At 38.4% G+C, this 14,307-nt stretch carries 14 protein-coding genes, 1 pseudogene and 1 riboswitch; of the genes and pseudogenes, 5 read left to right on the top strand and 10 right to left on the bottom strand.

The window, feature by feature from the left end:
* The first annotated feature begins 243 nt into the window (after window positions 1–243).
* Window positions 244–1,419: an amidohydrolase gene (locus MKY15_RS17080; protein ID WP_338652582.1), complete on the top strand. Its 1,176-nt coding sequence runs from the start codon at window positions 244–246 to the stop codon at window positions 1,417–1,419.
* Window positions 1,420–1,549: 130 nt separating this feature from the next.
* Entirely contained in the window at window positions 1,550–2,260 is a 711-nt protein-coding gene (locus MKY15_RS17085) for a VOC family protein (protein ID WP_342538084.1), read from the top strand.
* A 127-nt stretch (window positions 2,261–2,387) separates the two neighbouring features.
* Here MKY15_RS17085 and MKY15_RS17090 read toward each other — a convergent pair whose 3' ends face one another.
* The 5 genes from MKY15_RS17090 to MKY15_RS17110 all read right to left on the bottom strand — a co-directional run bounded on the left by MKY15_RS17090 (window position 2,388) and on the right by MKY15_RS17110 (window position 7,798).
* The gene (locus MKY15_RS17090; RefSeq protein WP_187047552.1) at window positions 2,388–2,783 is read right to left on the bottom strand and encodes an SRPBCC domain-containing protein; all 396 of its coding nucleotides are present in this window, start codon (window positions 2,781–2,783) and stop codon (window positions 2,388–2,390) included.
* A 331-nt stretch (window positions 2,784–3,114) separates the two neighbouring features.
* A complete protein-coding gene (locus MKY15_RS17095; protein ID WP_187047553.1) occupies window positions 3,115–4,374 on the bottom strand; it encodes an MFS transporter in 1,260 nt (419 codons plus the stop codon).
* 959 nt (window positions 4,375–5,333) lie between these two features.
* Window positions 5,334–5,885 (bottom strand): GDYXXLXY domain-containing protein, encoded by a 552-nt coding sequence (locus MKY15_RS17100; protein ID WP_255428685.1) that lies wholly within the window; start codon window positions 5,883–5,885, stop codon window positions 5,334–5,336.
* Window positions 5,866–6,957: a DUF2157 domain-containing protein gene (locus MKY15_RS17105; RefSeq protein ID WP_342538085.1), complete on the bottom strand. Its 1,092-nt coding sequence runs from the start codon at window positions 6,955–6,957 to the stop codon at window positions 5,866–5,868. The genes MKY15_RS17100 and MKY15_RS17105 overlap by 20 nt, the downstream gene beginning before the upstream one ends.
* 196 nt (window positions 6,958–7,153) lie before the next feature.
* Window positions 7,154–7,798: a 2OG-Fe(II) oxygenase gene (locus tag MKY15_RS17110; protein ID WP_067208541.1), complete on the bottom strand. Its 645-nt coding sequence runs from the start codon at window positions 7,796–7,798 to the stop codon at window positions 7,154–7,156.
* A 476-nt stretch (window positions 7,799–8,274) separates the two neighbouring features.
* On the opposite strand from MKY15_RS17110, the gene MKY15_RS17115 reads away from it, so the two are divergent.
* Entirely contained in the window at window positions 8,275–8,454 is a 180-nt protein-coding gene (locus MKY15_RS17115; protein WP_340741983.1) for a hypothetical protein, read from the top strand.
* A 112-nt stretch (window positions 8,455–8,566) separates the two neighbouring features.
* Here MKY15_RS17115 and queE read toward each other — a convergent pair whose 3' ends face one another.
* Genes queE through queC form a run of 3 tightly spaced genes read right to left on the bottom strand, consistent with a single transcriptional unit; the run spans window position 8,567 to window position 10,361 of the window.
* Window positions 8,567–9,274: a 7-carboxy-7-deazaguanine synthase QueE gene (gene queE, locus MKY15_RS17120; protein ID WP_342538086.1), complete on the bottom strand. Its 708-nt coding sequence runs from the start codon at window positions 9,272–9,274 to the stop codon at window positions 8,567–8,569.
* Window positions 9,271–9,696, bottom strand: coding sequence for a 6-carboxytetrahydropterin synthase QueD (gene queD / locus MKY15_RS17125; protein WP_342538087.1), 426 nt, complete (start codon window positions 9,694–9,696; stop codon window positions 9,271–9,273). The genes queE and queD overlap by 4 nt, the downstream gene beginning before the upstream one ends.
* Window positions 9,693–10,361, bottom strand: a complete 669-nt coding sequence (gene queC, locus MKY15_RS17130; protein WP_342539778.1) for a 7-cyano-7-deazaguanine synthase QueC — start codon at window positions 10,359–10,361, stop codon at window positions 9,693–9,695. Before queC ends, queD begins: the two co-directional genes overlap by 4 nt.
* 5 nt (window positions 10,362–10,366) lie before the next feature.
* A riboswitch (PreQ1 riboswitch) is annotated at window positions 10,367–10,410 on the bottom strand.
* Between the two features lie 176 nt (window positions 10,411–10,586).
* Here queC and MKY15_RS17135 point away from each other — a divergent pair.
* Together MKY15_RS17135 and MKY15_RS17140 are read left to right on the top strand one after the other, a co-directional pair.
* Window positions 10,587–11,636, top strand: coding sequence for a 2,3-butanediol dehydrogenase (locus MKY15_RS17135; protein ID WP_067208552.1), 1,050 nt, complete (start codon window positions 10,587–10,589; stop codon window positions 11,634–11,636).
* A 234-nt stretch (window positions 11,637–11,870) separates the two neighbouring features.
* Entirely contained in the window at window positions 11,871–12,959 is a 1,089-nt protein-coding gene (locus MKY15_RS17140) for a metallophosphoesterase (RefSeq protein WP_342538088.1), read from the top strand.
* A gap of 113 nt (window positions 12,960–13,072) precedes the next feature.
* On the opposite strand, the pseudogene MKY15_RS17145 reads toward MKY15_RS17140, so the two are convergent.
* Both MKY15_RS17145 and MKY15_RS17150 read right to left on the bottom strand, forming a co-directional pair.
* Window positions 13,073–13,417: pseudogene (locus MKY15_RS17145) on the bottom strand (hypothetical protein); the annotation flags it as partial.
* Window positions 13,418–13,448: 31 nt separating this feature from the next.
* Window positions 13,449–14,276, bottom strand: a complete 828-nt coding sequence (locus MKY15_RS17150) for a C40 family peptidase (RefSeq protein WP_187047562.1) — start codon at window positions 14,274–14,276, stop codon at window positions 13,449–13,451.
* Window positions 14,277–14,307 lie beyond the last annotated feature (31 nt).

Raw genomic sequence — 14,307 nt, forward strand, 5'->3', positions numbered from 1 at the left:
ATAAAATATACGTTATTATTGGAAGATTAGCAATATATTTTTAACTCATTGGTGAATGTACTAGATACTTGTATTGGCGATGTCGAAAATTATAACATGCATTCAAATGCATTTACAAGTATAATTATACAAATAGGAGATATAAGTACTGAGAAGTTCCTTTTTTCGCTTATCTATGATTAGATACAGGTCAAGTGACTCGTTTATTATTCAGAAATGAATTGAAGGAAAGGGGATTAGATGATGTTAAAAGAAATACTAATCAATAGTATAGAGGAATCTATTGAAGAAATGATTCAGGTGCGTCGTCATTTACATATGCACCCAGAATTATCACATCAGGAAATTGAAACACCAGCCTTCATCGCCAACTACTTGGATGACTTAGGAATCGAAGTGCGCCGGGGAGTTGGGGGGAGAGGTGTGGTAGGAATAATACGCGGAGGAAAGTCGGGGAAAACGATTGCTTTCCGAGCTGATTTCGATGCATTGCCAATCCAGGATGCAAAGGATATCCCGTACCAGTCAACCGTACCGGGCGTTATGCATGCCTGTGGACACGATGGTCATACTGCAGCATTATTAGGCTTTGCAAAAGCGGTAAATGCAGTGAAAGATCAATTGCAAGGAACCATTATCCTCATTCACCAGTTCGGGGAGGAATTGCCGCCAGGTGGGGCGAGAGCCATGATTGCGGATGGTTGTTTAGATGGAGTGGATGCGATTTACGGTGCCCATCTTCAGTCTACTATGGATTCAGGTCATGTTTATGTACGTGACGGTTATTTACAAGCTGGTGAAGATACCGTCAAGATTATTGTAAATGGTTCTGGAGCACATGGGGCAGAACCACAAAAAGGAGCAGATCCAATTTTAGCAGCCAGTCACATCATGGTTGCACTTCAATCCATTGTGAGCCGGAATACAGATCCAATGAAAGAGCTTGTTATTTCAATTGGGAAGTTTCATGCTGGGGATGCAGATAATGTCATTCCAGAAAAAGCAGTGATGGAAGGGACGATTCGTGTTTTTGATGAAGAGTTGCGTACGTTGGCCGGCGAACGTCTGACGGATCTTGCACGTTCTGTGGGTCGCGGACTTGGTTGTGAGGTGGATGTGCAAATTGAAAGAGGGTACGATGCACTTTGGAATCATGCCGAGCAGGTGGACATCGTTCGAAAAGCAGCTTCGGATACATTTGGTAGTGATGCTGTAATTGAAACACAACCGATTATGCCAGTCGAGGACTTTTCCTATTATCTGCAACAAGTTCCAGGTGCTTATTTTTTTGTCGGTGCAAAAATGGAGGATACTAAAAAGGTGTTCCCACATCACCATGAAAAATTTGATTTTCATGAGCCGGCATTGGAAATGATTACTAAGACATTTGCAGGGATTTTGCTTGATTATCAAAAATAGTGAGGGCGTATCAGTTGGATGCAAGACCCATTTGAGGTAATCCGCAATTCCATGCTGGTTATGCAGTTCATTCAACAAGTTGGTTGCGGAATAGAGAACACAAAAAACTTAAAAAAGGGATTGTATAGCAATGGAAATCAAAACGGTTGTTTTGTTTACAAAAGATTTAGTGCAAATGAAAAATTTCTATATTAATATACTAGGTTTTTCTTTACTGAATGAAGATAAGAATAGCTTCCGAATCACTATTGGTACAAGCGAATTAGAGTTTTCCTCAAAAGTAGTAGAAGGCAATCCCTATTACCACTTTGCATTTAACATACCAGCTAACAAATTTAATGAAGCAAAAGTATGGACGAAAGAAAGAGTAAGTCTACTAGTTGAAGAGGGGGAAGATGAAGTTGAATTTGTTCATTTACCAGCTCATGCGTTGTACTTCTATGACCCAGCCGGTAATATAGTAGAGTTCATTTCGAGACAGTCAGTATCCAAAGATAGCAAGGAAGCATTTTCGATTAAAAGCATTTTAAATATTAGTGAAATCAGTTTGACTGTAGATGATGCTATAAGTGTGGGCGAAAAACTTTCCGTTATTGGTGTGACTGAACGTGACAATAATGCAATAAGTACAAACATGCTTAATTTTATGGGTGAAAGAAAGAATGGGGTATTCATTTTATTAACTCAACCAGGAAGGAAGTGGTTATTTTCTGATAAAAAAGCTGCCATCTATCCTCTTGAGATAACATTAACGGATAATAATAAAATAGTAATCAAGCCTGATAATGAAGTACAAACATTTCCGATTAAGCATGAAAAATCGTCTATAGAGTTGAAATAAAGAATTCTTTTTAATCATATATACGTTTTGGAACTTTGGAACTGTCTACGCCCACATCGTAATTAAATAAGCTGCCAATCATGTTATTAACTGGTTACATTTGGTTAATCAACAGGTGTGATTTAAATTAAGAATAGGGAAGTTCTTGATTTTCCAAATATGCGTTTAGATTTGCCAATGAATAGGCGAATCCTTCTTGGTTAAATTCTACTCTTGTTCCGTCAGGTTCAGAGCTTAATTCAATCGAAAAAAGTATTTGATTTGAATCCCAGTAATACGAAATTTTTTGATTTTGCACGACTTCTTTAATCGTAAATTTCATTGTCATGCTCTCTTCTTTTTTAAGATCATTGTATGAACTTGGCATCAATGTGAAAGTGGCTTGCTCTCCAGCCTTAAAAATGGGTATGTTCCACTTGGAACCTGGAGCATACCAAATTGAAAAAACTTCATCATTGGCAATGGCATTCCAAACTGTTTCTAAATCTTTTTTGATTAATATGGACTTACTGTTAGTCTTCAATATAACAACCTCCGATACATAGTCTCTCAAGTATAAAAAAGGAATGATGGAAACACAAACATATGTCGATGGTCAGATGATCTAACAAAAGATATGATGACTCATGAAAGTAATTGGACAGTAATGGATAATGAAGAGTCGCTTGCAGTCTATGATAATCAAACGTTACAGGTGGCATTCGCTTGTAATCCGAAGAAATAGTTACTAAGCCGAGCTGTAGTATCGCCCTTGGTGACGGTAAATACTTTTAATTTTGAATAAAAACAAGAGCCTTCTGGAAAGTATCCCGGAAGGCTCTAACGCATTTTTCATTCAAGTAGGTAAGATGAGATTAATTCCATAACCCTGCTTTTTCAAGTTTCTTTTTACCTCTAAACGCTAAGATGATAAAGACTATATTGAAAACAAGCATTGCAACGATTGTATAAAGTACTAATGTGTAAGTACCAGTTAATTCAAATACAAACCCATATCCAGGTAAAGCTACGATACCCGCAACAGCTAGTCCTAATGCAGCAGTAGAATAAATTTGACTGAATTCTTTATTGCCGAAAAGGGAAGTTGTAAGAATAGGTCCGAGTGTTCCAACCGATGCAGATACAACACCGAAAATCCCGATTGCAATCATAAAAATTGTTGAGTTATCTGCAATCGTAAGTAACATTCCGATTGAAACCAATCCCGTAATCATTGAGAAGATGGCTGTATTTCGTGCGCCAATCTTGTCGCTTAAGAAACCGAAAACGATAGATCCAACTAGCATACCAATCATCCAAATACCTAATGCATTACCGGCGAATTGAACGGAGTAACCAAGACCCATTGCGAATGTGGGAATATGTTGACCAAAGCTAGCAATTGCTGTTATGAAGAAGAAAAAGATAACTAATGCATAAAATGCAGTAGATTTTCTTGCTACAGCAGCAATTACACCTTTATTAGGCTCAACTATAGTTTCACTTGCACCTTTTTTAACTTCGTCCATGCCAATTGGTAGCAGACCTTTTTGTTGAGGTGCCATTCTGATTGTTAAAATAATAATGGGAATAACGATTGCCATTACGACAAGTCCTAATGTAATGTAAGCGGATCTCCAACCGTTGTTAGCAATAAGGTTTCCAACGATAGGTGAGATGATAGCGCCACCTATTCCAACAAATGCCATCATGGCCCCCATTGCTAATCCATTATGTTTTTTAAACCAGTTATTGATCAATACTGGCCCAGCCATTGTTGCAACGAAAACCGAACCAATTGCCATTGGAATAGCGAATAAATACCATCCCCACACTGAATCCATTAAGCCAAACATAGCAAAAGAACCAGCTTGTAAAATTACACCGACAATAAGTAGTAATCTGATGTCATATTTCGCCATCATCTTACCGGCAATCGGTAAAAATAGCATTGTAGCAATTGAAGAAACACTAAAGTATAATGTCAAACTACCCATACCAATTCCTAAGTCCTGAGAAACGGGTGTTAAAAATAATGCACCTGAGCTATTAATTCCACCTCGTGTAAATGCCGCCATAAGTGACACACCGATGAGTAACCACCAGCCAAAGTGAATTTTTTTCTTGTTATTCATTAAGTTAAACCATCCTTTTTTCTTTTACTTTGATCGTTCCGTATATCGAAATGTTCATTACCTTTTTCCACGATAATACTTACAGCCATATTAATTTAACATTAAACTATCTTATGTGTCAATAAGGTGAATTTTTTTAGTTGGTTAGATTTGAACGCAAAAAATTCTAAATAGTAATGTTGAAATAAAGAAATCCATTGGATTGATATGGCACTAGGGGATGCATTATGCCTAATTAGATAAGCTTCTGCGGCGTCATCACTCAGTAAATATTGCAATCCCTCAGTTCAATATTACATGTGTTGATTGGCCAAAGTTAACCAGTAAATGACTGCTTACTCCTTCTTTATAGCATTACTTTTTCGAATGTAAGGCAGTTACACTTGCAACCTTTCTTGAAAAATAGTTGCATTTTTTACTTGAACAATATAGACACGCGGTAAAGGTGTTGTGATCGTTTCGTCCAAAGCGAGCAAGAAATGTTCAAGTGAAAATGTAGACTTTTATGCATTTCTTACAAGTGCTTTATGTAAGAATGTAGTTAATCAACAGATGTGGTTCAATCTGTATGTACATTCGTAACGCGATCATTCCGCGTCTACTTTCACCTTGTGCATTTACCAAGTAGATCTGTATTAAATTTGGGGAATATCCGAACTTGGGTAACAGATGAATCCTTTTCCATTTATGAGTAGCATCCTTTCACTGAATAACTTTTGTACAGAAATCTAAAACATGATTTTGCTATTATCAATGAAAATGGAGACACTAGTACTTGTAACATATAGTGGAATGCCGATTTACGTTGTGGGCTAACCGAACAAGCGGTGTAGACGCAGTGATGTATTGGGTAACGAGGACATGGTTTTGAATGAATAGCTAAAAAGCACTAGGCACGGAATCTGAATTGATTCCGTGCCTAGTGCTTTTATTGTGATTATAAAGAAGGTGCGTATGTATTATTTAACCGCAGAAATCTCCTGCAAAATCCCATAGCCATTTTTCACTTTCAAGTGCGCCATCAATCGGCCTTTCGCTGATAAATCTTCAAGTTCTTTGCCGGTGTTTTCCGGTACGAAGTAGCGTTCCAAGCCAAAATCGATGGAATGGACGTTAACACCATCAACATTCTGGTAATCATAACTGCTCAGTTTCCCGGTTAAATAGACGCTACCTCTAGGCTTTTTATCAGATAAACTATCCAACACATAGATATCGTCTTGCTTAACAAGTTTTCCGTAAACAGTTAACCCATTGGAATTCACCGACTTGTTGAGTTTGTCCAAAATCACAGTCGAAATTTCATTTTTCGGAACTTCCTCAATTTCATAACGGAGTGTGACATAATCACCGTACAGTAAATCTCTTGGATCTACTGGCACTGTCAGCAATGCTATATCATCTCCGTATGTCAATGTCCATAATGGTTTGACTGTCAGGCCGATTAATAGGAGAAGGGGGACAGTTAGTGCAACAATGAAACCAATACCCTTATTTTTCATCATGTTCATGTGCAATCACCGTTCCTCTCCGAGTTTTCTCGAACCAAAAACCAAAACCGATTAAAATCAAGCCTCCAACGATAAAGAATAACGATTTTGGCATAAAATTATATGACAAATCGGCGTAGAAGCGGAAGATCAATGTGCACACAATAAGAACCGCTGGCAAACTGCCAATCTTCAAGAAGTACAACAGTATTATTGAAAAAATGATTGTGAAAATAATCGCTGCTATTCCTGTATTGTTTGCCGGTATAAAATCCCCCCATGTACTTGGGAAAGTCAGAAACAGCCCCGCCATTCCATAGACTACTGAACCAAGCCATTCGGATGGCAACTGGTATCGGCCAAATGGATAGAAGGCAAGAAACAATCCAAGTGCAAAGAATGTACATAAAATTAGTACTTCATGCAGATCAAAATAAATGAATAAATTGAATGAAAATAGTATAGTCAAAATGACATTGGAAATAAATAAAACTTTGGAATGACCCATCCGTCTTTCATTCATCCAAAATAGTAGCGGAATAATTAGTAGAAGCAGATAAGGTAATTCAACCGTTCCATTCAACACTTTGAAACCGTAAATGATGAAGAATAAGCTAGCAGTCGCAAAAATGAGTTTGTCTTTCAAGTGATAGGCGAGTGGTAAAATACCGAGGCCCCACATGAAGAAATCTGTATAAACACCTTCACCCAGATTAAACATTTGACCAATTAGAAAAATCCCGGCGCCAAACACAAATACACCAATATAATAGAGACTTCGTGAAGTTTTCGGGTAAATATCTTCCATCTTATGACCACCTGCATAAAAGCCGGCTGTCCCAAGGAATAATAGTAAGAACTTCGCAAGTTTCGGTATTTCTTGCCAATTACCTGCGATGAAGCTAAGAATGCCAACGCCGATTAAAATCGCTCCGATGACTAGCAATACCTGTACAAAACTTAGTCGCTCAGTAGGCAAATATTCTGCTAGAAGTTTGCGTGCCTGATTTGTTTCCAATTGTCTTGTTTGTTCCAAAAAGAGGAATTCCTTCTCAAGGATACGGTACTCTGATTTACTAATTTTCCTCTTCATCTCATTGACCTCCGTTTCTTTTAGACTCCCTTATGCTAAGTATACCCGCAATTATTGAGATGCAACAGTTTCCGTTTTTCGTAAATTAAGTACAATGTCCCTTATCTACTCCTTTCTTTTTTCTATTATCATTCCTGCTTTTTTTACAATTTTGATGGAATTTAACAAAATAAAAAGCACTCATATTGAGCGCTTTTTATCTTAATTTTTGTTTTCTCATCCATTGCGTTGCGACCCACTTTTCTCCGGCTATAACTGGTGCTCCACCATGTAAAGTTAACTTGTTTAAATCATCATCACTATAGAAATACTCGAAATAAACTGCCATACCCTTGTGTGGGGTTACTGAGAGATTCAGTTTAGGGAAAAAAGTTTCTCCGCCTTGTTCTACATCATTTAAGTACATAATGAGCGTACTAATTCTATTATTGTTTGCTACTTTACTTGTTGATGAAAAAAAATCATAATGAGCTTTATACTCTTGACCAGGAGTATACTTAAGGATTTGAATTCCCTCTCCGTGTTCAATAGGAATATTCATGATAGTCGCAATTCTCTTTTCGACTCTAGCAACAGTTTCGTTTTCACTTTCACTTTCTTGAAAAAACATACTACTACTTGTTCTCAGTTCATCTATTTCACGAGTCTTCCCAATTTTTGAACGTTGCATTTTGTCCTTTGACAATTTGATTAGTTCATCACATTCTTCGTTACTTAAAACATTACCTAAAATTACTATCAATGGCTCTTCGAATCTAGTGATTATATCAATTTCTCTGTCTGTTTTTATTTTATTTCCAGCGTGATCAAATATAGTTTGTTCTTTATTCTCCGTTATCATCTTCAAACGACCCCTTAAACTATCTAATTTTCAGAACGAGTACGTTTTATCCCGCATTAACGGGCAGTAAGACCCCCACTTCAAGTCTTAAAGGACACAAGAAGAATAAGTGGGGGATCAAATGCCCGTAAAAGCCCGAATGGTTAGGGCCAACGAGGAGGAATTGCAGTTCATTCCTCCCTGTTGGTTACTTAGGCTTTGCCACAGGACGTGGCGCACTTAGCCTAAGTTCTTTAAACAATCAGTGGGGGATGAAGAACCCCCCTCTGATTGAAGATTAACTTTATTGGTAATGATTATAAGTGTTAACGGTCTACTTTCACTTCAAATATTTGATTATAAGAGCATGCTCTTATAGTTTCTTCTTTGAATGATTTTATTTTATCATAGAATTTTAACATATCGCAAATTTGGTAACCATTTTAATGTTGGGATCTTTTCGTTAATACTGTGGCTAATAGTGAGGAAATTTAGATGTGGAAAATGACAACGTGTCGGCTCAATCTGTTGTAAAAGTAATAGTTGAAGTGATTTCAATGGGGAGAATGGAAGATTGGAAGGGAACAAAAGAGGACCTTTTATTATTTTTATTGCCTTTACAAACCGATCAATTTAGAAAACTGCCTTCATCGATTTATAGTGAATTTCACAAGTAAAAGAACCAAGTGTCGGATTAGAACAATTCCGACGCTTGGTTCTTTATTAAATCATCTTTATATGTCAAAAATAGAGATGCAATACTGATCACAGAGAAATGAATAAGTCTTATCAGACGCCGCGTTTATTCCCCCATAGCAGAGTATGCAATTGTGGCAACACTTTGGCATCATTCATTATAGGGGAGTGGACTGTTAAATCAATTAACCACTCATATCGTTGTAACAATGTCGAAACGAGAAGTGCATCGTCAGTTGTCGTCGTATCGTCATTTCCTGTCTGTAGAAAGAAAGGAAACGCCGGATATCGCAGATGGACCTCTTCCGCAAACTTGAAATCCTTTTCATCGAAAATGACGACTTTCAAAGTAGCAGTCGTATCAATCAGTTTCTCCATGAACGTATCCAGTTTACTGAAATCCGTCACCATCCCTGAACTTGGTGGTTTTGGGGAAAGCGTGATGTCATCAATTTTCAATAACCAATCCTGCCAAAAAGAAGCTTGCGTTTCAACTGCGACCTTCCAACCTTGTTCGTGGCACAAATCGACAAGTTCCCCAATTCCTTTATGAAGGGCAGGGTTCCCACCTGAAATTGTGACATGTGAAAATGACTGTCCGCCTATTGCTTTAAGTTCATCTATGATTTCTATCGGCTGTTTCGAAGTGCTTTTTCCCGAACCGTCCCATGTAAAACTGGAATCGCACCAAGAACAAGAATAATCACATCCAGCTGTTCGAACAAACATGGTCTTTAATCCCATGACCATTCCTTCGCCTTGAATCGTTGGACCAAACACTTCCATTACAGGAATCTTCATAGGACTACCGCCTGTTCAGGGCGATAGATGACATAGCTAGTCGGCGTTTCTCGGACAATGACTTGTAGACAGACTGGCTTATTGCTTCGCGTTCGGAGAACTTCCTGGATTGATTTGCAAACCTGTTCTGCCAATTTCTCCGTCGTTGGAAAATTATTGTTAAATTCAGGATGATCATTTAGCACAGAATGATCGTATTTATCATGAATGAGGTTTTTGAGTTCCTTGAAATCAATCAGGAAACCGATTGAATCCAGTTCATTTCCTCCAATTGTTATGTTTAAGTAATACGTATGACCGTGCATTACTTGGCATTTTCCAGCATCTTCGCTTGGAATGAAATGTGCCGCAGAAAAATGCATGTCTTTGTTTAATTCAAAACGATATGAATGCTGAACTTGCGGATAAAATTGCTGCATCATTCAGAGACACCTACAGACTTTTTAGATAAATAGGTAGCGAGACCGTCATTCCGTAACACACAGGCAGGACATTTCCCGCAGCCTGTACTCGGAACTCCGTTGTAGCAAGTAAGTGTCTTGTTCTGCACAAAGTCGAACGCACCAAGTTCGTCAGACAAAGCCCAAACTTCGGACTTATCGAGCCACATCAAAGGCGTATGGATGACAAACCGCCCGTCCATAGCTAAATTCAGTGTCACATTCAACGATTTTATAAAATTGTCACGGCAATCAGGATAACCGCTAAAATCCGTTTCACTGACACCCGTAATTAAGTGCCGAGCACCAATCGCATCTGCATAGACCGCGGCAAATGACAGGAATAAATGATTCCTGCCTGGAACGAAAGTCGACGGCAATTCACCTACTACTTCATTCACTTCGATATCATCACGCGTCAAGGCATTTGCTGACAGTTGGTTGATCAACTTCATATCCAGTACTTTAAACGATACTCCAAGCTCATCTGCAATTTTTCTAGCACACTCGATTTCCTCCGAATGGCGCTGACCATAGTCAAACGTCACCGTAGCAACTTCACGGAAATTTTTCAATGCCCAAAACAGGCATGTCGTACTATCTTGGCCGCCGCTAAAGACGACAACCGCTTTTTCATTTTTCACTATAAAACATCTCCTTAGTTTTTTAGAGAGGGAGTTTTCGAACCTCTTTTTTTGAACAACGTTAATGATATCATAAATAGGTGATGGAAGGGATTAGAAGAGGGGTTTGGAAACAGTTGCGCACACAATTCTTATAATACAATCCGCGTATTATAAGTCTATCGTTTAATGAATTGTTTAATTAGGTGTATGATAACTATGCAAACAACTTAAGGAGATGAATTATCAATGAGAGCAGCAGTATGGTATAAAGCCAATGATATTCGTGTTGAAGAGCGTGAAGTGAAAGAAGTTCTTGCAAATGATGTAAAAGTACGAGTGGCATGGACTGGTATTTGCGGCAGTGACTTGCATGAATACCATGAAGGCCCAGTATTAATTCCAGGAAATGGTCCGGATCCATTGACAAACCAGGAAGCGCCACTAACGTTAGGGCATGAGTTTTCAGGTATTGTTGAGGAAGTTGGTTCTGATGTGACACGCTTTAAAGCAGGAGATCGTGTCGTTATCAATCCGTTGATTACCTATGGCAATAAATCGTCTGAGTATGATATATATGATGGCTTCACGTTTGTTGGACTAGGTTCTGACGGTGGATTTGCAGACTTTGCAGTCGTATCTGAGAAAAACGTTTATGCACTTCCGAAAGGTTTATCTCTTGAAGAAGGCGCACTTGTAGAACCGATGGCAGTTACTGTACAGGCCGTGAAAGAAGGCGGATTGCAAGCTGGTCAAACGGTTGCTGTATTTGGTGCTGGCCCGATTGGATTATTGACAATCATTGCTGCAAAAGCACAGGGTGCTAACAAAATTGTTGTATTTGACTTGTCTGAAGAGCGCTTGGAAAAGGCGTTGGCAGTAGGAGCTACACATGTGTTCAACTCAGGTAAAGTGAATCCTTTGGAAGTTGGAAAAGAGATTGAACCTGAAGGCTTTGATGTCTCGTTCGAGGTAGCTGGCGTAGAAATTACGTTGAACCAGGCAATTAAAATCACAAAAACGAGGGGGACGGTTGTTATTGTATCTATATTCCCGAAACCAGTTTCCTTCTCACCAATGGATTTAACGGCTTCCGGTATTAAAATTACATCAACACTAGCTTATGAGCCTGCAGTATTCCAGAAAACAATTGATATGATGGATTCTGGCGAAATTAACCCTAAAGAAATTATTACGAGCCGTATTGAGCTTGAAGAGCTTGTTGAAAAAGGTTTTGATGCGTTAACGAATGACAAAACGCAAGCGAAGATTCTTGTTAAATTGAGCGGCGAACAATAATACGATAGAATAGTTAAAAGTAAAGTACCCTGGTTGCATCTTTGGATGTTACTTAGGTACTTTTTTTAGGTGAATACCGTGGCGGACTAGGATTATCTATCGCAAAAATAATCATTGATCTTCATGGCTAAAAAAACTATACAAAGCGAGAAGGGGAAGGGAACAATTTTTACGGTTACCATTACTCTCTAACTTTGTTCGGTAATTGATGTGATAAAGTGAGGGAAACAACAGATGTCATTTACAACTATTTTATTAATTTTGCTCGTCTTAGTGATCTATTTACTGTTATGTTTTTATATCGGATACAATGGCTGGGTATGGCTGAAAACAACGCAATTTGCTGCCTTCAAGAAAACCTATATAATGCTCATGATCTTACTTAGTTTGTCCTTTTTCATCGGACGGTTTTGGTCATGGGTACCTATCCAATTCATCGGCGGATTTTGGCTCGTGATTTTTGGCTATAGTTTACTATTATTACCTTTGATCAATCTCGCGATCTGCTTATTGAAAAAGAAATTGATTTTTCAAATCGGATTAGGGACGATATTATTCTTTGTTGTTGTGCTTATCTACGGTTCGTACAATGCTTGGAGTCCCGTTGTCACAACGTATGAGGTAGCTATTGATAAACCAGCTACAGAAAAAGAGTTAAAACTTGTCGTTGTATCCGATCTTCATCTCGGAAGCATTGTCGGTGAAAAGCATTTGGAACGTTTAGTTGCCGAAATTGAGGTATTACGCCCCGATCTAATCTTAATTCCTGGTGATATTATCGATGACTACATTGCTCCATACCTGGATAAAGAGATGGGGAAAATATTAGGGAAACTTCATGCACCACTTGGCGTTTACGCAGTACCTGGGAATCATGATTATTATGGCAATGATGTTGATCAATTAGTTATCGAAATGGATAAAATCGGCATCCATGTACTAGCAGACGAAACAGCACTCGTTTCCGATGACTTTTACATCATTGGTCGAAAAGATCTGGCGGCAAAGAGTAGGATTACAACAACTGCATTAGTTGCCGACTTAGACCAAAACAAACCAATGATTATGATGGACCACCAGCCCGTTGAATTTGACGAGGCAAGTGACAGTGGCATCGATTTACTGTTATCGGGACATACGCATAGAGGTCAACTATTTCCAGCTAATCTAATTACTCGATGGATTTTTGAAAATCATTATGGCCACATAATGAAAGGTCAGCTTCACTCAATCGTAACTTCTGGTTTTGGTACATGGGGCCCCCCTCTTAGAATCGGTAGCCGTGCTGAAATCGTTGAAATCAATCTCAAATTCCAGAAATGAAACGCAAAATAACAGGAGACATTGAGACAATGGCAAGCTGAAAGTTGGGGTTCTTTACAAAAAGGAAAAAACAGCTGAAAGAAAAGGATTTCCTTTTCTTTCAGCTGTTTTACTTATGGGTATTTGTTTTCAAAATCACAGTCTTTCAATGGAATCAATTTTGATTTGTGTTCTACTTTATAGACTAGCCAAACGATTAAGAACAATAGTAAACCGACGTAGGGAATGACTACGCTATTCCAATCAATTCCGCTACCCATGAAAGCTTGAAAGTTTTGATCTAAAATAATGAAAATACATAGAAATAGCACCAATAATGGACCAAGCAGGAACCATTTTGTACGATTTGGAAGCTCTTTTATTTCGTGCGCCAAGTCCCAAAGAACGCGAGTGGACGTATACATGCCAGAGTTACCTGCAGATAATACGGCTGTTAGAATAATCGCATTCATAACGGATTCCATTGGTTTTACGAGTCAGGGTTTCTTTTTACAGCCGTTTAAAACTATCAAATTTTGATTTCCAGTAGCTGTTACTTAAGCTTGTTACTTGCGACTGCTTGCCCCCAGCATGCACGAACTTATTATTGCCAATGTAAATGCCGACGTGTGAAATGCCTTTACGATATGTATTTTTGAAAAAGACCAAATCACCTGGTTTGGGCGAGGTTACTTTCTTCGATTGCGCAAATTGGCTAAGCGTGGTGCGTGAGATTTTTTTCCCTGATTGTTTGAAAGCATATTGTACGAAACCACTACAGTCAAAGCCGTTTTTTGTCGTCCCGCCAAATAGGTAGGGTATAAACCTTAGCTTCATTGCCTGATCAACAACGTTTTGAGAAGCAGTGGATGATTTGGAAGTTGATTTGTTTGCACTTGTTAAAAGAGAACTAAGTATCCATCCGGATGTTTTGTTAACTTTTACGTGAAACCAAACATCGTTCCCCAACTTTTTTTGCTGTGAAACAGTTAACGTCGTCCCTTTTTTTACCTTAGCAACAACCTTATTTGTTGTACCAGCAGCGGAACGCACATTGACATTGGATTTTGTCTTAAAGGTTCCCTTTTTTGCTGAAATGCCGTTAGACGCTGAATTGGTTTTCTTAGCTGATGTTTGTAAGATTTGATTTGGATAGAGTGAATCTGACGTTAAGTTATTCCATTTTTTTAGATTGGTTATGGATACCTTGCTTGATTTTGAAATGTTCCATAGTGACTCCCCATTTTTAACTGTATGCGTGCTCGCTTCTACATCGCTATTTGCCATTCCGAATACTAAAGTGCCTGCTAAAAGTAGTGAACATGCAATTTTTCTCATTATGTATTTCAGCCACCTTTTCTATTAATCA

The sequence above is a fragment of the Sporosarcina sp. FSL K6-1540 genome (assembly GCF_038620285.1).
Lineage (GTDB): Bacteria > Bacillota > Bacilli > Bacillales_A > Planococcaceae > Sporosarcina > Sporosarcina psychrophila.